General features: G+C 64.8%; 21 protein-coding genes. 10 read left to right on the forward strand and 11 right to left on the reverse strand.

The annotated features are described in order from the left end of the window. Positions 1-67 precede the first annotated feature (67 nt). A complete protein-coding gene (locus P8R42_10170) occupies positions 68-1,588 on the forward strand; it encodes an aldehyde dehydrogenase (GenBank protein MDG2305005.1) in 1,521 nt (506 codons plus the stop codon). 259 nt (positions 1,589-1,847) lie between these two features. On the opposite strand, the gene P8R42_10175 is transcribed toward P8R42_10170, so the two are convergent. The 5 genes from P8R42_10175 to P8R42_10195 form a co-directional block, all read right to left on the reverse strand. After that, positions 1,848-2,951 (reverse strand): alcohol dehydrogenase catalytic domain-containing protein, encoded by a 1,104-nt coding sequence (locus P8R42_10175; GenBank protein MDG2305006.1) that lies wholly within the window; start codon positions 2,949-2,951, stop codon positions 1,848-1,850. Between the two features lie 12 nt (positions 2,952-2,963). Further along, complete coding sequence (locus tag P8R42_10180; protein MDG2305007.1) at positions 2,964-3,329, reverse strand: cupin domain-containing protein; 366 nt, start codon at positions 3,327-3,329, stop codon at positions 2,964-2,966. A gap of 57 nt (positions 3,330-3,386) precedes the next feature. Continuing rightward, positions 3,387-3,782: an MAPEG family protein gene (locus P8R42_10185; GenBank protein MDG2305008.1), complete on the reverse strand. Its 396-nt coding sequence runs from the start codon at positions 3,780-3,782 to the stop codon at positions 3,387-3,389. 64 nt (positions 3,783-3,846) lie between these two features. Beyond that, positions 3,847-3,978, reverse strand: coding sequence for a hypothetical protein (locus tag P8R42_10190; protein ID MDG2305009.1), 132 nt, complete (start codon positions 3,976-3,978; stop codon positions 3,847-3,849). A gap of 68 nt (positions 3,979-4,046) precedes the next feature. Next, positions 4,047-4,277 (reverse strand): hypothetical protein, encoded by a 231-nt coding sequence (locus tag P8R42_10195; GenBank protein ID MDG2305010.1) that lies wholly within the window; start codon positions 4,275-4,277, stop codon positions 4,047-4,049. A gap of 41 nt (positions 4,278-4,318) precedes the next feature. Here P8R42_10195 and P8R42_10200 point away from each other — a divergent pair, with 41 nt between their 5' ends. Further along, a complete protein-coding gene (locus tag P8R42_10200; protein MDG2305011.1) occupies positions 4,319-4,846 on the forward strand; it encodes a hypothetical protein in 528 nt (175 codons plus the stop codon). A 243-nt stretch (positions 4,847-5,089) separates the two neighbouring features. Further along, positions 5,090-7,879 (forward strand): type I DNA topoisomerase, encoded by a 2,790-nt coding sequence (gene topA, locus P8R42_10205; GenBank protein MDG2305012.1) that lies wholly within the window; start codon positions 5,090-5,092, stop codon positions 7,877-7,879. Positions 7,880-7,899: 20 nt separating this feature from the next. Here topA and P8R42_10210 read toward each other — a convergent pair whose 3' ends face one another. Both P8R42_10210 and P8R42_10215 read right to left on the reverse strand, forming a co-directional pair. Next, complete coding sequence (locus P8R42_10210) at positions 7,900-8,598, reverse strand: VOC family protein (protein MDG2305013.1); 699 nt, start codon at positions 8,596-8,598, stop codon at positions 7,900-7,902. 95 nt (positions 8,599-8,693) lie between these two features. Beyond that, positions 8,694-8,930: a hypothetical protein gene (locus P8R42_10215; protein MDG2305014.1), complete on the reverse strand. Its 237-nt coding sequence runs from the start codon at positions 8,928-8,930 to the stop codon at positions 8,694-8,696. A gap of 518 nt (positions 8,931-9,448) precedes the next feature. On the opposite strand from P8R42_10215, the gene P8R42_10220 reads away from it, so the two are divergent. The 6 genes from P8R42_10220 to P8R42_10245 all read left to right on the forward strand — a co-directional run bounded on the left by P8R42_10220 (position 9,449) and on the right by P8R42_10245 (position 13,350). Next, on the forward strand, positions 9,449-9,610 hold the full coding sequence (locus tag P8R42_10220; protein ID MDG2305015.1) for a hypothetical protein: 162 nt from the start codon (positions 9,449-9,451) through the stop codon (positions 9,608-9,610). 651 nt (positions 9,611-10,261) lie between these two features. Then, entirely contained in the window at positions 10,262-11,464 is a 1,203-nt protein-coding gene (locus P8R42_10225) for a mechanosensitive ion channel family protein (GenBank protein ID MDG2305016.1), read from the forward strand. A gap of 824 nt (positions 11,465-12,288) precedes the next feature. Further along, a complete protein-coding gene (locus P8R42_10230) occupies positions 12,289-12,480 on the forward strand; it encodes a class I SAM-dependent methyltransferase (protein MDG2305017.1) in 192 nt (63 codons plus the stop codon). Further along, the gene (locus P8R42_10235) at positions 12,473-12,628 is read left to right on the forward strand and encodes a hypothetical protein (GenBank protein ID MDG2305018.1); all 156 of its coding nucleotides are present in this window, start codon (positions 12,473-12,475) and stop codon (positions 12,626-12,628) included. Before P8R42_10230 ends, P8R42_10235 begins: the two co-directional genes overlap by 8 nt. After that, complete coding sequence (locus P8R42_10240) at positions 12,610-12,786, forward strand: hypothetical protein (protein MDG2305019.1); 177 nt, start codon at positions 12,610-12,612, stop codon at positions 12,784-12,786. Before P8R42_10235 ends, P8R42_10240 begins: the two co-directional genes overlap by 19 nt. A gap of 75 nt (positions 12,787-12,861) precedes the next feature. Next, entirely contained in the window at positions 12,862-13,350 is a 489-nt protein-coding gene (locus P8R42_10245; protein ID MDG2305020.1) for a nitroreductase family deazaflavin-dependent oxidoreductase, read from the forward strand. A gap of 109 nt (positions 13,351-13,459) precedes the next feature. Here P8R42_10245 and P8R42_10250 read toward each other — a convergent pair whose 3' ends face one another. The 4 genes from P8R42_10250 to P8R42_10265 form a co-directional block, all read right to left on the reverse strand. Then, the gene (locus P8R42_10250; protein ID MDG2305021.1) at positions 13,460-13,906 is read right to left on the reverse strand and encodes an MAPEG family protein; all 447 of its coding nucleotides are present in this window, start codon (positions 13,904-13,906) and stop codon (positions 13,460-13,462) included. After that, positions 13,906-14,901: a hypothetical protein gene (locus P8R42_10255; GenBank protein MDG2305022.1), complete on the reverse strand. Its 996-nt coding sequence runs from the start codon at positions 14,899-14,901 to the stop codon at positions 13,906-13,908. Before P8R42_10255 ends, P8R42_10250 begins: the two co-directional genes overlap by 1 nt. 436 nt (positions 14,902-15,337) lie before the next feature. Then, on the reverse strand, positions 15,338-16,768 hold the full coding sequence (locus tag P8R42_10260) for an alpha/beta hydrolase (protein ID MDG2305023.1): 1,431 nt from the start codon (positions 16,766-16,768) through the stop codon (positions 15,338-15,340). Further along, entirely contained in the window at positions 16,747-17,073 is a 327-nt protein-coding gene (locus P8R42_10265; GenBank protein ID MDG2305024.1) for a hypothetical protein, read from the reverse strand. Before P8R42_10265 ends, P8R42_10260 begins: the two co-directional genes overlap by 22 nt. A gap of 714 nt (positions 17,074-17,787) precedes the next feature. Between P8R42_10265 and P8R42_10270 the strand changes: the two genes are divergently transcribed. Further along, positions 17,788-18,867: porin (locus P8R42_10270; GenBank protein ID MDG2305025.1), on the forward strand; the 1,080-nt coding region annotated here is incomplete at its 3' end.

Raw genomic sequence — 18,867 nt, forward strand, 5'->3', positions numbered from 1 at the left:
GTGACACGGGTGGCCCGTTTGCGTCGCTCGGCCGCAGAGGTACGCGGAACACCCAAGGAGCCCGCCCATGATCTACGACAATCCAGGCCACGCGAACTCGCCGGTCAAGTTCAAGTCGCGCTACGAGAACTACATCGGGGGCGAGTGGATCGCGCCGGTCAAGGGCGAGTACTTTCCGAACATCACGCCGGTGACTGGTGAGGTCATCTGCGAGATCCCTCGTTCGTCCGCGGCGGATGTCGAGCGGGCGTTGGATGCGGCGCACGCCGCGAGCGATGCGTGGGGCCAGACCGCTGCAGCAGAACGTTCGGGGATCCTCCTGCAGGTCGCCGACCGCATCGAGGCGAACCTGGAGATGCTCGCGGTTGCCGAGACGTGGGACAATGGAAAGGGTGTGCGGGAAACCCTCGCGGCTGATCTTCCGCTAGCCGTCGATCACTTCCGCTACTTCGCCGGTTGCATCCGCGCCCAGGAGGGCGGTCTCGCGGAGATCGACTCGACCACGGTGTCGTACCACATCCACGAACCGCTCGGGGTCGTCGGTCAGATCATTCCGTGGAACTTTCCGATCCTGATGGCCGCGTGGAAGCTTGCGCCGGCATTGGCTGCGGGCAACTGCGTCGTTTTGAAGCCGGCTGAGCAAACGCCTGCGTCGATCTTGCTCGTGATGGAGTTGATTGGAGATCTCTTCCCCGCGGGCGTCCTCAACGTGGTCAACGGCTACGGTGAGGAGGCCGGCAAGGCGCTTGCGACGAGCGAGCGGATCGCGAAGATCGCGTTTACGGGATCGACCGCGGTTGGTTCGCAGATCCTGAAGTATGCCGCGGACAACATCATTCCGTCCACGGTGGAGTTGGGTGGCAAGTCGCCGAACATCTACTTCGAAGACGTCCTCGACCAGGAAGACGAGTACGTGAGCAAGGCCGTCGAGGGCATGGTGCTCGCGTTCTTGAACCAGGGCGAGGTTTGCACGTGCCCGTCGCGGGGCCTCGTGCACGAGTCGATCTACGAGCGCTTCATGGAGATGGTCGTCGCGCGCACCAATGAGATCAAACGGGGGAATCCGCTCGACACCGAGACGATGGTTGGTGCGCAGGCGTCCGCAGAACAGTTTGAGAAGATCATGGGCTACATGAAGGTCGCCCGGGACGAGGGCGCGAAGGTTCTGATTGGCGGTGGCGTCGAGGAGATGTCCGATGGCTTCTCGGGCGGTTTCTACATTCAGCCCACGATTTTCGAGGGCCGCAACGACATGCGCGTCTTCCAGGAGGAGATCTTCGGCCCCGTCATCAGCGTTGCGACGTTTAAAGACGAGGCCGAGGCGCTCGCGATCGCGAACGACACGATCTACGGCCTGGGTGCCGGCGTATGGACGCGCGACATGAACCGGGCGTACCGCATGGGTCGGAATATCAAGGCCGGGCGCGTGTGGACGAACTGCTACCACGCCTATCCCGCGCACGCGGCCTTCGGCGGTTACAAGAAGTCCGGCGTCGGCCGTGAGACGCACAAGATGGCCCTGGAGCACTACCAGCAGACGAAGAATCTTCTGGTTAGCTACGGAACGAGCCCGCTGGGGTTCTTCTAGAACCGATAGCTTAGCTCTCCGCCGAACGTTCGCGGCACCTGGTACCAGCGTTGGACGGACCCGAACGCGGAGGCGAGAGTCAACGACCCGAACGATACGGACCGGCCGGAAACCGCGGCCGGCGTTGCTCACTGGCTCTACCTGTTCAACGGCCTGACGGAGCTATTCACCGCGTACGCCCGGGTCCGCGAGGAAGGCATCACGCCGACACATACAAGGGCGAGGTTCCGGATTTCTCGCGTGCGATGGAGGAGCCGTCTTAGAAGACGACCACGCCTCGGGCGTCCTGGCCTTGGTGCATCTTCTCGACCGCTTCGTTGATGTCCTCGAGTGCGAAGTGGTGGGTGATGAGCTCGTCGAGCTTGAGGCGCCCCTGTTGGTAGAGGCCGATCGCAAGGGGGATGTCCTTGGTCGGTCGTGAGGTTCCGTACAGGCAGGCCATGAGCGTCTTCTCCGTCGACGAGATGTCGGCGGCGGGGAGGGTGATCTCGGCGGTGGACGGGTGTACCCCGATCGCGACCAGCGTGCCGTCGACGCACAGGGAGTCCCAGCCTGTCCGGACGACCTCGGGGATGCCGACGACCTCGAACACGTAGTCGGCACCCATGCCGCCCGTCAGTTCACGGACGCGGGTCGGGACGTCGACACCCGGCCCACTCTGGATGCTGTGTGTCGCACCGAACTCGCGCGCCATCGCGAGCTTGGCTTCGTGCAGATCGACCGCCACGACCTTGCCGGCGTTCGCCATCGCCGCGGTTTGAATCACGTTCAGCCCGACGCCGCCGCAGCCGAGAACGACGACGGACTTCCCGGCTTGCACCTTGGCCCGATTCAGGACGGCCGACATCCCGGTGAGCACGCCGCAGCCCGTGAGGCAGGCCGCTTCGAACGGGACTTCCTTGTCGATTGGGACGGCGTGCTTCTCGCTGCAGATGAGTTCCTCGGCGAGAGTGCCGATCGACGCGAACTGGTGGATGTCGCGCCCGGCGGAGTCCTTCGCCCGCAGCGAGCCGTCGGGGTTCTTGCCGGAGAAGATCGTGCTGAGACCCCAGAGGCAGAGGTTGGGGCGTCCCTTTACGCAGTTGTCGCACACGCCGCAGTGAATCAGCGCGGAGAGGACGACGTGGTCCCCGACCCTTGTTTGAGTGACCTCGTCACCGACCTCCAGCACGATGCCCGCGCCCTCGTGGCCGAGAATCATCGGCAACGGGAAGGGCAGGGCGCCCGTTTGGACGGCGACATCGGAGTGGCATAGCCCGGTGGCCTTCACCTGCACGCGGATGTCCCGGGGGCCGATGTCGCCGATCTGGATGTCGACGACCTCGATCGGCTGATTGTACTCGTAGCTTACGGCTGCCTTCACGGTGTGCTCGGGCTAGTCGAACGAGGGAAAGGGGCCCTTCGGCTCCTTCGGGATGATGCCTTGGAGGAGATCGATCGGATCGCGCAGGCTCACGATGTAAACGACTCGATCGGTCACTTCGCCCTCCGCATGCCAGGCTCCCTTCGGGATGTCGAGCCTGTCGCCCGAAGAGATGAGAACCCGCTCTCCTTCCTCGTCGAGGAGGTAGGTCTCACCCTCGATGACGTACCCGATCACGTCGTGGTCGTGGTAGTGAATCGGCAACTCCGGCGACTTGCCGGACACGAACGTGTGCGGCCAGAAGCCGGTCTTGCCGATGTCCGCCATGACTTCGTCTCGCGAGCTGAAGTAGCCCTTCTCAATCACCATCTTCGACATGTGGGTGCTCCTCCGTGGTCCGGGTGCATCTTGGCATGGATGGCGGCGCGAGTCCGCTCAGGCCGTCGCCGCCTGGTAGAATAGCCCAAGGCAGCAGCCCCACCCGGTCAGGAATACACCGGTCCGCGCCGAGGGAATGTCCGCGAGGTACATTGCCGCGTACGCAACGCGCGCGACGACGAAGGTGATCGCGAGTGTTGCGGATGCACCCGCCGGGTCCGCTCCTGCGACGTGTGCCGTGAGCACGGCCGCGGTGAACACCGCGAAGGCCTCCCAGGAGTTCGCCTGGGCTCCGAGGGCGCGGGCCGCGATGCCTCCGAGTTGGAGCGCCTGCACGCGCGGGTGGTTCGCGTCGAGCTTGCCGAGTTGCTGGACACGGAGGTAGGCGCCGGTCCCCGCCAGCACGTACGGGAGGAGTGACGCGACGAATACGCACCAAAGAGGAGTGGTCATCGGCCTCGCCTATAGGAATCCGGGCCGTTTGTAGAGCCCGGTGCGGCGCGCTCGGCGAGGGGCGCTACTCCGCGCGTTCGCAGTCCAGCACCTGGTCGCTCAGCCGGTAGCCCCAGTCGCGCACAGGGAACCCCAATTCGTCCGTGACCTCGCGCTGCGTCTCCGGGCAGAGACAGGAGTCGCGGATCCGAGACACGCGTCCGTCCAGCTCTTCGAGGCGGCAGAGCCACTCGACACTTTCTCCGCCGTCCCGGGGCAATCAGATCACGATGATGGGCTCGCCGAGAAAGATTCATCGCTCGCGCGCTGCTCACGCGCGGGCTTCTGCGCCTCGAGCGCGGCCGGCTCGTGGCCGAAGAGGGACTTCTGGACCCAGTCGTCGCGACTCACGGCGTGGTCGCGCTCCTGCGGTGGTAGCAACGTGAGGATCGTGCGCCCGGCGTCGCGAGTGGCCCCGGGAATCCGGTCTTCCGCGACGGCACGTCGGCCGATCATCCAACCGCATCGGGGCGCAAGGGGTGAGAGAAGTCCTGTTGGTGCGAGTCGAAATCTTTGGTGCCGTGGTGGTGGCGGCTGTCGTCGGGGTGGCGTCCTTCGCGCATGGGCCGGCGGAGGGCGGGGTCGGAGTGGAGGCCGCAGAGCTTCCGCGGTCGGGAGAGTACTCGGCCCGCCACCGCATCTCGGGTCGGTTTCAAGGTGTGAACCTCGTCGACGGTGTGGCCGCGGCGACGCTCGAGTTCGTCGTGGACGTCATCAGCGACGAAGCGCTCGGGTTCCTACACGGTGCGAAAGGGCATCGCATCGGAATCGCGCTCTATCAGAGTGACGGTCCCACCGGGTCCGGGGCCTGCTCGTTCAAGGATCCCGAGGGCGACGGCTTGTTCATGCGCTTCGTGGAGGGTCGGTACACGTCGAGTGCAACCGTGGAGTCGACCGGCGGGACCGGCAAATACGCGGAGATCGAGGTGCGGCAGACGCACCGCACCCTGTACTGCGGCGAGTTCCAAGGGGGCCGGTTCGAGGCGCGCGGTGTGCGCGCCGGAGTCTGGCAGAGGGCGGAATAGCGCACTTTTCTCGGGGCGGCTCCTCGCCGAGACTGGGAGGCTCGACCCCATGGCGTCCGCGCGTGCGTCCGCGGTGGAATCGGCGGATGACCTTGGGAAAGTGCCCGGCCGGCCAGCGTCGCGCCGCTCCGGCATTTTGCTGGGAAAACGGGCGATCCGGGCGCAGACGGCGGGGGCTCCCCTTGGGCACTAAAGAGCCCGCCTCTTGACAATTGCCCGCCGGATGCCCAACCGAGAGACCCAATGTCCCGGCCTCTCGTCGTCGTCGAGTCTCCCGCCAAGGCGAAGACCCTCTCCAAATTCCTGGGGGACGGTTTCGACGTCCGCGCCTCGGTCGGTCATGTCGCCGATTTGCCCTCCAAGGGCCTAAACATCGATGTCGACAACGGTTTCAAGCCGACCTACGAGCTGACCGAGCGGGGCAAGACGGTCGTCAAAGAGCTCAAGGGCGCGCTCAAGGAAGCCTCCGAACTCTATCTCGCGACGGATGAAGACCGCGAGGGTGAGGCGATCGCATGGCATCTGTTGGAGTATCTGAAGCCCAAGGTGCCCGTAAAACGGATGGTTTTCCATGAGGTCAACAAGTCCGCCATCGAACACGCGGTCGAGAATCCCCGCGACCTCGACTACGGCCTCGTGGATGCCGCCGAAACCCGGCGGCTTCTGGATCGGCTCTATGGATACGAGGTGTCGCCGGTGCTGTGGCGGCGCGTCAATCGAGGATTGTCCGCGGGACGGGTGCAGAGCCCGTCGGTCCGGCTGATCGTCGCGCGCGAGCGCGAGCGCATCAAGTTCGTCACCGCCGACTACTGGGACATCGATCTCGTGACCGGCACCACGCCGTCGTTCGACGCGAGGCTCGTCGCGGTCGACGGTGCGAAGGTCGCCTCAGGTAAGGATTTCGACGACCAGGGCAACGCATCGAGCAAGGTGGTCGCGGTCGGCGAGGTTCGCGCGCGAGCGCTGGCGGCGGGCCTCGAAGGTGCCGCGTTCGCCGTTCGTTCGGTCGAAGAGAAGCCGTACCGCTCGTCGCCGAAAGCGCCGTTCATGACCTCCACCCTCCAGCAGGAGGGCGGTCGGAAGCTGCGGCTGTCGGCCTCGCAGGTCATGCGCGTTGCGCAGGGGCTCTATGAGCGCGGCTTCATCACCTACATGCGTACGGACAACGTCGTCCTGTCGGACGAGGCGATGCAGGCGGCCCGCGGGGCGGTCGAGAGCGAGTACGGCGCGAACTACCTGAACGCGGCACCGAAGCAGTATTCCTCGAAGGTCAAGAACGCGCAGGAGGCGCACGAGGCGATCCGTCCCGCCACGCCGTTCCGCGGCCCGGACCTCGTCTCTGGGGAACTCAACAGCCAGGAACTCGCGCTCTACCGGCTGGTGTGGCAGCGTACGCTCGCGTCGCAGATGGCCGACGCGGCCGGTGTCACGGTTTCGGTTCGCGTCGCGGCGACCGTGACCGAATCAACCTCGGGCAACAAGGCTGATTGCGAGTTTGCGGCTTCCGGTACGACGATCATCTTCCCCGGCTACCGGGCCGTCTACGTGGCGTCGAAGGAAGAAACCGGGGAAGACGCCGCCGAGAAGGAGGCTCTGCTTCCGCCCCTTCAGCATGGCGACTCGGTTTCGATCGACTCGATCACCCCGAACGGGCACACGACGACCCCGCCGGCGCGATTCACCGAAGCCTCGCTCGTGAAACGGCTCGAGGAGTTGGGCATCGGCCGGCCGTCCACCTGGGCTTCGATCATCCAGACCGTTCAGGATCGCGGCTACGTCTGGAAGAAGGGCCAAGCCCTCGTGCCGACGTGGACGGCGTTTGCGGTGATCCGTCTCCTCGAAGAGCACTTCAACGCCATCGTCGACTACGACTTCACCGCTTCGATCGACACGGATCTCGATGCGATTGCCCGTGGCGATCGTCAGAAGGACAAGTGGCTGAAGCGCTTCTACTTCGGCGACACGGGTGACGGCGACACCGAGGCGATCACGGCCGAGGCCGGCGCGGGGGACGATGCGCTGCTCGGCCTGAAGCGCTTGGTCGAGGGAAACCTGGACCAGATCGACGCCGCAGAGATCAACACGTTCCCACTCGGAGACGATGCGGACGGCAACCTGGTCGTGGTGAAGCCCGGCAAGTACGGTCCGTACGTCAAGCGAGGCGAGGACACCGCCAGTGTTCCCGACGACCTGACGCCCGACGAGCTCACGATCGAGAAAGCGCTCGAGTTGCTGGCCGCGCCCAAGACCACCGATCCGATCGGTGAGCTCGCCGGACTGCCGGTGTACGCGAAGAACGGCCGCTACGGTCCGTACGTGCAGTGGGGCGACCACGACAATCCTCCTCCCGGCATGGAGAAGCCGAAGATGTCGTCGCTCTTCAAGACGATGGTCTTGGAGGCGGTGACGATGAAGGACGCGAAGTCGCTCCTCGAGCTGCCGCGGCACCTCGGTGACGATCCCGCGGACGGTGTCGGTATCTTTGCGAACAACGGTCGCTATGGGCCGTATGTCGTAAAGGAGAAGGACTACCGGAACATCGACACCGAAGAGCAGCTCTTCGAGATCTCGCTCGACGAAGCTCTCGGGATCTTCAGTGAGCCGAAGGTCTACAAGCGCCGCGGGCAGAACATGGCCGCGAAGGGACCGCTCAAGGAGTTCGATGCCGACCCGGTGAGCGAGAAGAAGGTCGTCGCCAGGGACGGTCGTTTCGGCATCTACGTCACCGATGGCGAGACGAACGCGTCGCTCGGCAAGGGAGACCGTCTCGAGGAGATGACCCCGGAGCGGGCGTACGAGCTGCTCGCGATCCGTCGCGAGGCGATCATCGCGAAGGGCGGCGTGCCGGGGAAAAAGGCCAAGGCGACGAAGAAGAAGGCCGCGTCGAAGAAGAAGGCGGCGTCCAAGACGAAAACGGCCGCGAAGAAGGCCGCCGCGAAGAAGAAGGCCCCCGCGAAGAAGAAGGCGTCCGCGAAGAAGAAGGCGGCGAAGGCGCTCGAGGCGGAGACCGTCACCGGGGAGGCCGGGGCCTGACGTTCTCGCTCGGCCGCGGCTCAGACCTCGCCGGTCAGTGAGGCGCGCTGCGAGAGTTCGATCCAGTTTCCGTCGGGGTCCCGCACGAAGGAGATTCGCGCGACCTTCCCCAGCGTGAGTGGCGGGAAGCCCTCCATGCCGCCGCGAGAGACGATCTCGCCGTGTACGGCGTCGACGTCCCACACCTGGATCGTCATGTAGCGAAACCCGGGGGCGCGCATCTTGCCGTTGTTCGCCTCGACCACGTCTCGGGGTACGCCGGGATCGTGAGCGAAGTGCAGGATCGATCCGCCGATCCCGTAGGCTCGCTCCCCGCGCGGCTGGAGTTCGAGCACCTCCGTGTAGAAGCGGTGCTGCGCGGCCTCGTCTCGGACGCCCAGGAAGAGCCCGATTCCCTCGACGCCGTCGGTTCCGGGCGGCACGAGCCGTACGTGGTTGCCTTCCGGATCGACGAGGCGACGCTCTTCGGTCAGCCCCGGGCGTGCGATCCACAGTTCACGGTAGCCCGATGGCCTCGCCGGCGGCAGCGGGTCTCGCGCGTGGTTGATCTTCATCACCGATCCGTTCATGCCGTGCCGGAGTTGGTGGGTCCCGCCGCCTGCCGGTAGCTTCTCTTGGAAGGGGAGCCCGACCTCGTTCTGCCAGAAGGCGAGCATGCGGTTGCGGTCGTTGGTGTAGAGCCCGAAGTCGATGACATCCTTCGCGAGCCTGATCGTCATTGCACGGTGATCCTCCTCGGTGACAGGGAAACACAAAGGCACCGGATTACGAGGCCGCCACGCGAGGCGGCAGGGATACGCGCGACCGTTTCGTGCTACCGAAGCTCGACTGCGAGCGCCGTAAGGTGCGCGCTGATGTCGTGCACGACCGTCAGGCCGGTCTCGAAGGTCGAGCCGCCCGCCGTTGGGCAGCATCCTCCGGGTGTCGTGAATGGGAAACCGCTCGGGATGCAGTCTGCCGGATCGATGATCTCCGAGTCGTCGACGCGGGGGAAGTGGCTGACGACGGTGCCGGCGGCGACCTTTGGAGGGATCTCCGTGTTGTCGCGCACGGCGAAATCGTTTCGGCTGGGATGGAAGAAGGTGGTCCTGGGGACCGGGCCACGGCATGGGGGATCTGCCCTACGACGAACGTTTGAAGGAACTCCGCAAACCCGAGGTGCGCGCGCACCCTCGCGGAAAAAGTCGTCCCGGCCACGGCGATGATGGCGATCATGCACGCGTCACTTGAGCGGATCTTCCCGCTTTCGGACTCGCCGAATTGCGAACCGGCGACCGAGATGAGTATCGCTGCGATCGCGATGCTCACGCATCCCAAGACGGTCCTGGGGCTGTCCGATGGCGGGGCGCATGTAGGCATCATCTGCTGCGGCTCGATGCCTACATTCATGCTGACCCACTGGGTTCGGGATCGCCCGGGTGAGAGGTTGTCTCTCGAGCAGGCGGTCCACATTCAGACCGAGCGCACCGCGAAGCTCTTCGACTTTGAGGACCGTGGCGTGCTCGCATCCGGCTATCTGGCAGACGTGAACGTCATCGACTTCGAGCGCCTGAGAATGGCCCCCCGGCGATGGCCTACGATTTCCCGGCCGGTGGGAAGCGCCTCACTAAGGGTGCGACCGTCTACGTGGCGACGTCGAAGTCGGGTGAGATCATCCGGGAGAACGATGCGAGCACCGGCGCGCATCCCGAGAAGCTGCTGCGCGGGCCGCAGGAACGACCTCACGCCTGACGCGTCCCAACCAGGCTCGAACGAGAGCGACGTGCAGCCATCCCTCAACGATGCGTTCGTCCGCGAAATGAGTCAGGCTCGGACGGCTTACGGCAAGGGCGATCTGGGTCGTGCGTTCGGATTCCTCGAACGCGCGCACGTTCTCGTCCAGGTTCTTCGCATGGCCGCGGTGATTCCAGGCTGCCTATTCGGTTGGGTGCCGATGGGGAACACTGGCGGTGCGAACGTGTCCCTCTTGAGGCGGGGCTCCACACTTTTGGTCTGGAGGCTTTCTGGGCGCGGGAGGGGCTCCGGGTTCGTGTTTGGTCGGGAGGCGCTCGTTTTGGCTGCCAGACCCGGCGACATGGTTTGGGCAGTCGGCGAACCACGTGACCCGGCCGGGATCGAAAGGAGGACCTGGGTCGGCAACTCGTCACAGCGTCGGCCCGTGGCGGAACCACCACATCGGATCGTCAGACCCATGCAGAGGGCGACGGTGCTTGCTATCGGTGCGGCACGCAATCTTCCATTTCGGCGTGTGCCGGAGGGCTTTTTATCGGCCCCTAGGGTCCGCAGTCGGCCACGGGAGAGGGCTCCCGCCCGTGTCTGGGGTCGGCCCGCGGCGTGACGATAGAGAAGAAAAATCTCGCTGGCCACGATGGGGAAACGACGATGAACGAGTTCGAAAACGCACTGCGCATACTCGCCGATTTTCACCAGCATCACCCCTGGTTCCGGGCCGTGTTGACCCTGGGCTTGACGGTGGTCGGCGTGGGCGTGGTGAATTTTGGAGTGCGCTTCGGCCTGCGGCGACTGGGGACGCGGTTCAAAGGGCGTCGGCCGTTTCTTCAGATCACCGCGGACGCCATCGATCGCCCTCTCAATCTGATCACCTGGCTTCTGGTTGCCTGGCTGGTGGTGCCGTTCGCCATCGGCGAAGCCGGCTCCGATCTGTCGGCGTACCTGCCGGTCCTGAACAACGGCGCCGCGGCTGTATCGGTGCTTCTGATGTCGTGGGCGCTCTGGCGTGTCGCGGCTGGTACGCGCCTCTACCTTCTGGCGAAGTATTCCCGGACCGACGGTGGATACAACGACTTCAGCGTCATCGAGACCGGGAACCTGGCGGCCCGCGCGTCGATCGTCCTCTTCGCCGTCTTCAGCTTGCTCGGCGCGCTCGGCATTCCGCTCAGGTCGCTCACCGCGGTCGGCGTGGTGGGGGGCTTCGGGGCGTACGCACTGACGATGGCGAACCAGATCTTGATCTCGAACATCTTCGCCGGCTTCGCGATCTACCTGGATCGTCCGTTCGCGGTCGGCGATTGGATCTCGACCAAGGACGGCGCGGTCACCGGGACGGTCACCAAGATCGGACTTCGCCTGACCACCATCGTCGGGTTCGACAAGCGACCGATCTACGTTCCGAACTCGGTGTTCAACGAGAACGCCACGGTCAATCCCTCGAGGATGTCGAATCGCCGGATCCTCCAGTACGTCGGCCTGCGGTACGACGACCTCCACCGTGTCGGCGGAACCTTGCAAGCCATCCGCTCCTACCTGGAGGGCCACCAGGAGATCGACCAGGACAAGCTGACGCTGGTGAATCTCGTGAACGGAAGTACGGACATGGGTTCCGCGGTGGAGGGGTGTTTCGGCGCGTCGTCGATCAACTTCATGGTTTACACCTTCACGAAGACCACGAACTGGGTTCGCTTCCAGAACATTCAGGACGAGGTGATGCTGAACATCGCCCGGATCGTAGAAGAGCAGGGCGCCGAGATCGCGTTCTCGACCATCACGCTCGAAGCGCCTAAGCCCTTGACCCTGGCTGCGGTTCCTCCGGCGGTGCTTCTCGAGCCTCCCAAGTCCGGGGCGTGAGAGCGGCCGTCTCTCGTTGACGCGTCGCTCTCGCAATCCTGGGCTAGAGTCCGAGGATGGACTGGGGGGGCTTGCGGCCACGAGAACCCGGAGCGGGACAAGCTTTGCGTGGAGTGTGGGGCAGGTTTCGACGATCGGTGTGGCACGCAGCTGCCGCCTGGCTCCAAGTTCTGCCTCGAGTGCGGCCGCGCGACCGAGGTAGTACGAGCGGCAATGCAGGGCCTGGAGGCTGCGGAGTTCGTGTACGAGATCGCGATCCATCTGGAGCTCGGGTGCGCGTTCAAGCGCCCTCTCACGCAGTAGGTGGCACTCGGGTCGCAGATCCAAGGCTGCAAGCAGCAGGCCCACGCCTCCGCGGCGCGCTCGATCATTGGCGTCGGGCTCGCTCTCTCGCGGGCGCGGAGCAAATCCAGCTGGCCGGCACTTCGTCCACCCAGATTGTCGCGCTGGGGTGGCGGCAGGGTGTCTCGGAATCCGAGTGTGAGCGACTGTTCGAGGAGGCGCGCTCGGGCGTACCTGATGTACGCGTACCTCCATGATGGGCTGGTGGACGGCGGTCTGGCCGTTTGTCACGAGCTCGAACCGCTGACGATCCTCACTGCGGCGTGGAGGCTGCGGGCTTCCGTGCGCTGCTCGGAGTCCGGAACGTTCGGGGCTCGCTCGAGGCCGTTGCGGGCAGCCGCCCCGATCTTCAGGTGGGTTTGCACGAACGCGGTTCGTCATGAGGGGACCGCGGGACGAAGAGGGATCGGATCGGTAGTACGTGCGATGACTAAGCTGACCAGGCGACCCTGAAGCGCGCGGAATGCCACTCGATTTTCGAGATGGTCGGGGGCCTGGCGGGCCGGACCGTCCTCGATCTGGCGTGCGGGACGGGCTTTTACACGCGCCGGTTGAAGGAGCGCGGCGCGTCTTCGGTTCTCGGGGTGGATCTCTCGCGGGAGGTGATCGAGGTGGCGAGGCGACACGAGGGCGAGAACCCCGTGGGTGTTTCATATCGAGTCGCCGATGCCTGAGAACTCGGCGGAGTCGGTCCTTTTCGACCTCGAGACTGCCGTGTGGCTGCTGAACTACTCCGAGACGCGTGAGCAGCTCGTTTCGATGGCATCGAGTGCCAGCGCGAACATCGCAAAGGGAGGGCGGCTGTGGATGTCCGTCGCTTGAGTCGAGAGGCGTATGAGACTTCGCTCGCGGAAGCGGATTTTTCAGATGTCGAGTGGGTGCCCGCGGGGGTCGCCGCGGAAGATCTCGATCACTACGGCGCGGAGTACTGGTGCGACTTTCTCGAGAACTGCGTCGGGATCCCTGCTCGGAAGCGTTGATTCGAGGCGTCGATGCCCGCGTATCGTCGGGAGCGGGGGCCGACGGCGCCTCCGGCACCTGCTAAGGACGATGCGGTGTACTCGCGATTCGTAAACTGGTTGTCGGCGACACGATTCGGATCGCTGGTGGTGAAGTACTTCGCGTCACGCGTCGATCCGGTCCTGTTCCGCGCGACGAACGGCCGATGGACGTCGACCGGCCCGCCGACCCTTCCAATGTTGACGGTGACGGTGGTCGGTCGAAAATCCGGCAGGCCGCGTTCGGTGCAACTCGCCTACCACGCCGCCGGCCCGGACTTCCTCGTGGTCGCGAGCGCAATGGGCCAGGCCCGACATCCGGCGTGGCGCTACAATCTTGAGGCGAACCCGGAAGTCGACGTACAGGTCCGCGGAGAGCGCTTCCGCGCCCGCGCCCACGTGCTCGATGACGACGAGAAGGCGCGCGTCTGGGCGGACATCAAGGGGACGATCCCGCAGATGAGCGTCTACGAGCAGCGAACGGACCGGAATATCCGGGTGTTCCGGCTGCGCCGGGCGGCGGGCGGGGACGGGGACGTTGGTTAGTCTCGCTGATTTTGTTTAGTCACCGACCGAGCCAAGCGTTTTGCTGTACGGCCGTTGCCGCGGTGACTAAACAAAATCAGCGAGACTAACCAACGTCCCCGGTCTGCGGTCAGGCGATGTTCCAGAGGGTCGCGACGCTCATTCCGACGAGGCAGAGCACACCGATGCCCCAGAAAATCGCTCGGGCCGGCTGCATGTTCCGGATGTAGACGAGGGTGTGCAGGATGCGCGAGACCGTGAACAGCCAGAAGTACGCCGTTGCGCCCAACGGCGAGGCGCCGAGGAGCACGTATACCAATCCGATGGCGAAGAAGAGCGGAATGTTCTCGAGATCGTTGCGTTGGATGCGGAGCGCTCGAGCCACGTCGGGCTGCTCTGCTTCGGCCGCCGTCACGCCGGCGCCGCCGGCCACGAGGGCATCCTCGGGGTTCACGTACCCCTTCACGCGGGAGCGCTGTGAGGCGGTGTAGACCGCCGAGGCGATCATCTTGATCACTAGGATCGCGACACAGACGGCGTAGGTCCGAAACGCAGGGTTACCAAGAAAGGGTTCCATCATTCGCTCCTCTGAATCCGGCTGACTGGGCTCTGCCAAGGTGTATCGATGATCTGCCCGCCGAATGATACCCCAGCGCGGATAGGAGGGCACCATCGGCAGCGTTGCGTGAACTCGGACGGGTCCCGACGAAACGGGCCCCGTAGATTCTCGGAGCGCTTCTGCGCGACCACGTGGCACAGATTGCATTCCAGGTCCTCGGCGGTCGTGCGGGCCTTGCGAAACACGTTCGAGCCGGCCAACCCGGAGTCCATCAGCTGATTGTCGAGTGGGGGAATCGGGTTGGGCAGCGGGACCACACCGAGCATGAGGGACGTGAACTTGAACATCTCGGTATCGGGGATGAGGCCGTCGGTCCCGAGAAGTCCCTCGAAGGCGACGATGAAGTTGTTGAAGGAGAGCTCCTCGTTGGTCGGGTCGCTTCCGAAGTGACCGACCGAGGGATCGCCACGCCAGTGCTGAGCGATGTGCGTTTTCATGCCGCGCAGAGTCTGCGTGGTCATCGGGCCCTTGAACGGGTGAAAGTCCGTGAGGCCGGTGTCTACGATCGGGTCGACGACCAGGAGATCGTTGACGGTTTGGGTGCCATCCGGATCGCCGAGGTCCCAGGCGCGGCTGTCGAGGTCGCCGAAGACCTGGCAGATCGAGCACGAAGCCTCGCCGTTGCCCGAAGTAGCGTAGGCGTCGTAGAGCACCGAGCGGCCATCGACGATGTTGGCCGGCTCGGGGTTGTAGATGGGCAAGTGGGCCACTTCGGTCGTGATGAGCGTGTCGATCACGGAGATCGAGTTGTCCAAGCGCGTTGCCACGTAAAGACGATTGTTGGTCTCGTCGAGGACGACACCGGTCGGTCCGCCGCCGTCGAGCAGGATGTGATCGGCGCAGGAGGGCACGAAGCTGTCGTTCTCGAGCGCCGCGGTCTCGAAGACGCCGACCTTCTGCGAGCCGAAGGCGGCGATGAACAGGATCTCCAGGCGATCGTCCGGCGTGTTCACGGCGAAACAAGCGCGTGCCGTCGGGCGACATTGCGAGCGGCCGAACCTGGCCGCTCTCGAAGGCGACGAAGGGCTGGGCCTTGGCGGCTGTCATCGAGAACGCGGCGAAGAGCGATACGCCGGCGCAAAGAAGGGCCATCCGGGTCAGATTGCGTCCACTTACGTGGCCCTTCTCGATTCGTTGGACTCTCGCTGGTGGGTGGGCTCGAAGTCCAGAACGCATTTCGTGCGGAGTCGGCACGAGCCTCGGGCCATGCTTACTGCAAGCACAAGGAGCGGTTAACACCGCGTGCGGGGCTGTTGGACCGGGCTGGTCTTCGCAGGCCGGCCCATTCTCAGATCTGCGTGGATGCCACGTAGTCGACGAAGATCGGGGACGACGACGCCCGGGCTCGGCCGCAGACGAGCCCAATCGTCGGCCGTTGCCCGGTTCGCGTTAGGAGCCCGGCAGATCTTCGCAGGGGAGGGCGGTCTGCTGTGGAGCGCCGACGTAACGGCTGGTCGTGTCGGTGGCGGCGACCGTCGTTGCGCACCACGGCGCGCCGTCGGCGAGGCGCACGCGGATGGAGAAGCCGCCGTGCGGAGCCCCGGCGAGATCGAGTAGGGCGGCCCCCGTTGCAATGACCTTGAGCTTGTTGCTCTTCAACAGGACTTTGCGAACGGGCCCGTGCACGCCGGTCTTGTCTTTGTACTTGTAGCTCTTCGGTACATCGGTGCCGATCGAGAGCCAGCCCTCGGCTGGGAGATGCATGCGTTGGTAGTCGTTCGGATCGCCGGTCGATGCGTAGAGGTCGATGACCATGCCGTGCGCGGTCGGGTCCTCAGAGGAGCCCACCGCGGGCAGGGACGTCGCACTCGAGGATCCATCGCCGATGGCGACGAAGCTGAGCCTTCGTTTCTGGGGCTTCGCGGCGACATCCTTCACGATGAGTCGTCGCGCCAGCATAGGTTCGGGTTCGACCTCCCAGACCATCCGGTTCAGAAATCGAGTCGAGAGGTCGGTGACGGTCAACCCGTCGACGAGTCCGCCGAGGAACGTGCAGTGGCCGCCGCCATCGAGACGATAGTACTCGTGCGGCGCCGGGGCCGAGTCGTACCAGGATGCGATGACGTCGGGGAGTAGGACGGGAACGGTGCCGTCCCCGGTGGTGTGAATGAGGAGCAGGGGGGCGTCCGCGGCGTCGGGGACGGACGGGCCCGCTCCGCCGCAATAGCTCAGGACACCCTGGACCTGAGAAGAGTGGCCCGGGTTGTTGACCGGCAGCGCTACGTCGCCCGGCAGTTCGGTCTGATACGCGTCTTCGCCGGCGGGTCCGGCGATACCGAGATTACCCGCCGTGATACCCCCCGCAGAGATGCCACCGGCCATGACGAAGTTAGGGTCGATCCCGAGGGTCGCGGCGTTGGCGCGCAGCCACCGGACGGCGCGCGCGCCGTCGACGGCCGCGGCGTGGACCGCGGGTGCCAGCCCAGGGTCGGTCGGCCAGAATGCGTACGCCGGATCGGCCGTCGGATTCTCGCCCTGCAGCCGATAGCTGATCGACACGGCGACGTAGCCTCGGCTTGCGAAGTAGTTGCCGTACGAGGTCATGCTACCTCGGTTCCCTCCTGTGAAACCGCCTCCGTGGATCAGCACCATCGCGGGTTTCTTGATGTCGGGATTTCCGATGGGCTCGTACAGATCCAGCAGCAGGTCCTTCCAGGTTGCCCCGTTGTCGATCCGTCCCTGGCCATAGACCACGCCGGTGGTCTTCTGGACGGTCCACAGCGCGTCGTCGTATGCGGCCTCGGCGGTGTGCGGGGGACCGGAAGACAGAAGTGCGATCAGCACAAGGGGAACGGTGGCTAGATTAAGACCGGCGGGCATGAGGGGAAGCGTAGACTGCTGCTGGGGTTCATGGAAGCCCAGTTCCAGCCCTCCTCACAAGACGGTCTCCCGCGGGCTGGGCGCGACCCGAACTGGATGTAGACCCCCAGCCCGACTTTGCACGAGCGGCCATGCGGCTTGGCGTCGATCGTGCAGCCTCCGTCGTCGATACTTCGCAGGAGTTGTCGGCACACGACGGCCATCACGGCCTGTGCGTGCTCGAGTTTGTTCTCTGCCATGTAGGATGTGTAGGCCGTGACGTCGGCCAGCGTGAGGAAGTCCCGTCGAACGGCGATGTTGCTCATGCCAGGAGATTGTCTCGCAATCGGCGCGGGTTGTTACATGAGGCCGGGTCATCCCTAGCTGTGCCCGTCTTGCGGGCGGGGGTGCACGAGTCGTGCGTCGTCGGCGGCTCCCATCTCCGACAGAAGCCGGTGTACCGCACGCTCAGTGCTCCCGATGCGTTGCGCGAGGTAGCGAAGCCGGGCTCCCGGGCCTCGGCGAGTGCGAGCAGAATGTGCCGGGAGTTTGCTCAGGTGGCCGATGCGGCTCGCCACGGAAAGGAAGCGAGGAATCCGCAGAGGATGACATCGCGAACTACCGGTCTCGCGCGAGTTTGGAGTGCTTCTTGGAGGAGTTCGGGTTCCAGGGCGCGGAAGACCGCGAGCACGATGTCCTTTGTCGGCTCCTCCAGCGGGGGTTTGCTGCCGAGGTCCACTTCGCTCGGCAGGCCGCTTTACCCCGTCGTCGGCGGGATTCAGGGCTGGCGGAGGGTGCGGGAGGCCGGGTTGAACTCGTTGCCCGGATCACGTTAGCCGTAGACCTGAAACTTTAGGGAAGCCTCCTGAGTTTGGGGATCGATGGAGCGCGTTCCGGCTTGACGAGTGCTCACCCGCATTCGACGGGCTCGGCGAGGTGTCGCGTTCTGGCCGCCGCTTCCGGCTCACGTCGCGTGGGCACTTCTGCACACGCCAGGGCGACCAGTTCTACTTCCGGAATAGAGAGTGAAAACCGCTAAGATGAACCGATCCGCCGTTCTCCTCATTTGCCTGGTATTGGTTTCGGCCCTAGCCCCGGCGCGGGCAGGCGCAGTCGATCCGGCGGTCCAGAAGCAACTCGACGCGATGCGCGAGATGCTCGAGAAGCAGAACGAAGTCATTCACAGGCAATCGGAGCTCATTGAACGTCTGGAGAAGCGCCTCGATGCCGATTCGATCGGTGCGAAGCCGATCAGCGCGCCGGTCCCCGAGCCGAAGCCGAAGCCGAAGCCGGCACCCGCGCGAGACGTGGTTCCGCCGAAGCCGGCTGCGCCGAGCCCGCTCGAATTCGTTTCTCCGCCGGTGCACGAGGAGGACCCGATTCCGCTCGTCTCGCCCGATCAGCCCGCGTTGCTCGAGGCTCGAATGGATGGCGATACGGACCAGATGAAGGACGAGGAGGGGTTCGCCGGCTTCGAGGCCGGCTACCAGAAGGGCTTTGTGATTCGATCCAAGAATCCGGAAGAAACGCGCACGCCCTTCGAGCTGCGAATCAACGCGCGCATGCAGTTCCGGTATACCTTGTTCGACCGCACGGAAGACGAGTGGGTGGATGGTACGGGCCGGGTTCGGCCCATCCAGAATCGCAGCGACTTCGAGATCGAGCGGGCGCGCTTGGTCTTCTCGGGATACGCGCTGTCGCCGAAGCTCCAGTACTTCATCAACCTCGACGGTGACACGGACGACAATCACCGCATCGTCCTTCACGACATGTGGTTCAACTACGAGTTCAACCGCTACGCCAACCTGCACATTGGCAAGGCGATGATCCCCGGCAGCCGCGACTGGCTGAACGGCTCGACGCGAACCCGTTTCGTCGATCGCTCGCTCACGACCACGTTCTTCCGGCCAGACCGGTCCGTCGGAATCTTCTCGACCGGTGAGCCGGTGGACAACCTCTACTACGAGGCCATGATCGCGAACGGCATCGCGACGAGCGATCTCGATTTCGGGGAAGTCGACAAAAACTTCGCGTATTCGGGCACCGTGTTCTGGGATCCGTGGGGCAACTACGGCAAAGGCTACACCGATCTCGAGTGGCACGAGGACATCGCCGCGCTC

It is taken from the genome of Candidatus Binatia bacterium, assembly GCA_029243485.1.
GTDB lineage: Bacteria > Desulfobacterota > Binatia > UBA12015 > UBA12015 > VGTG01.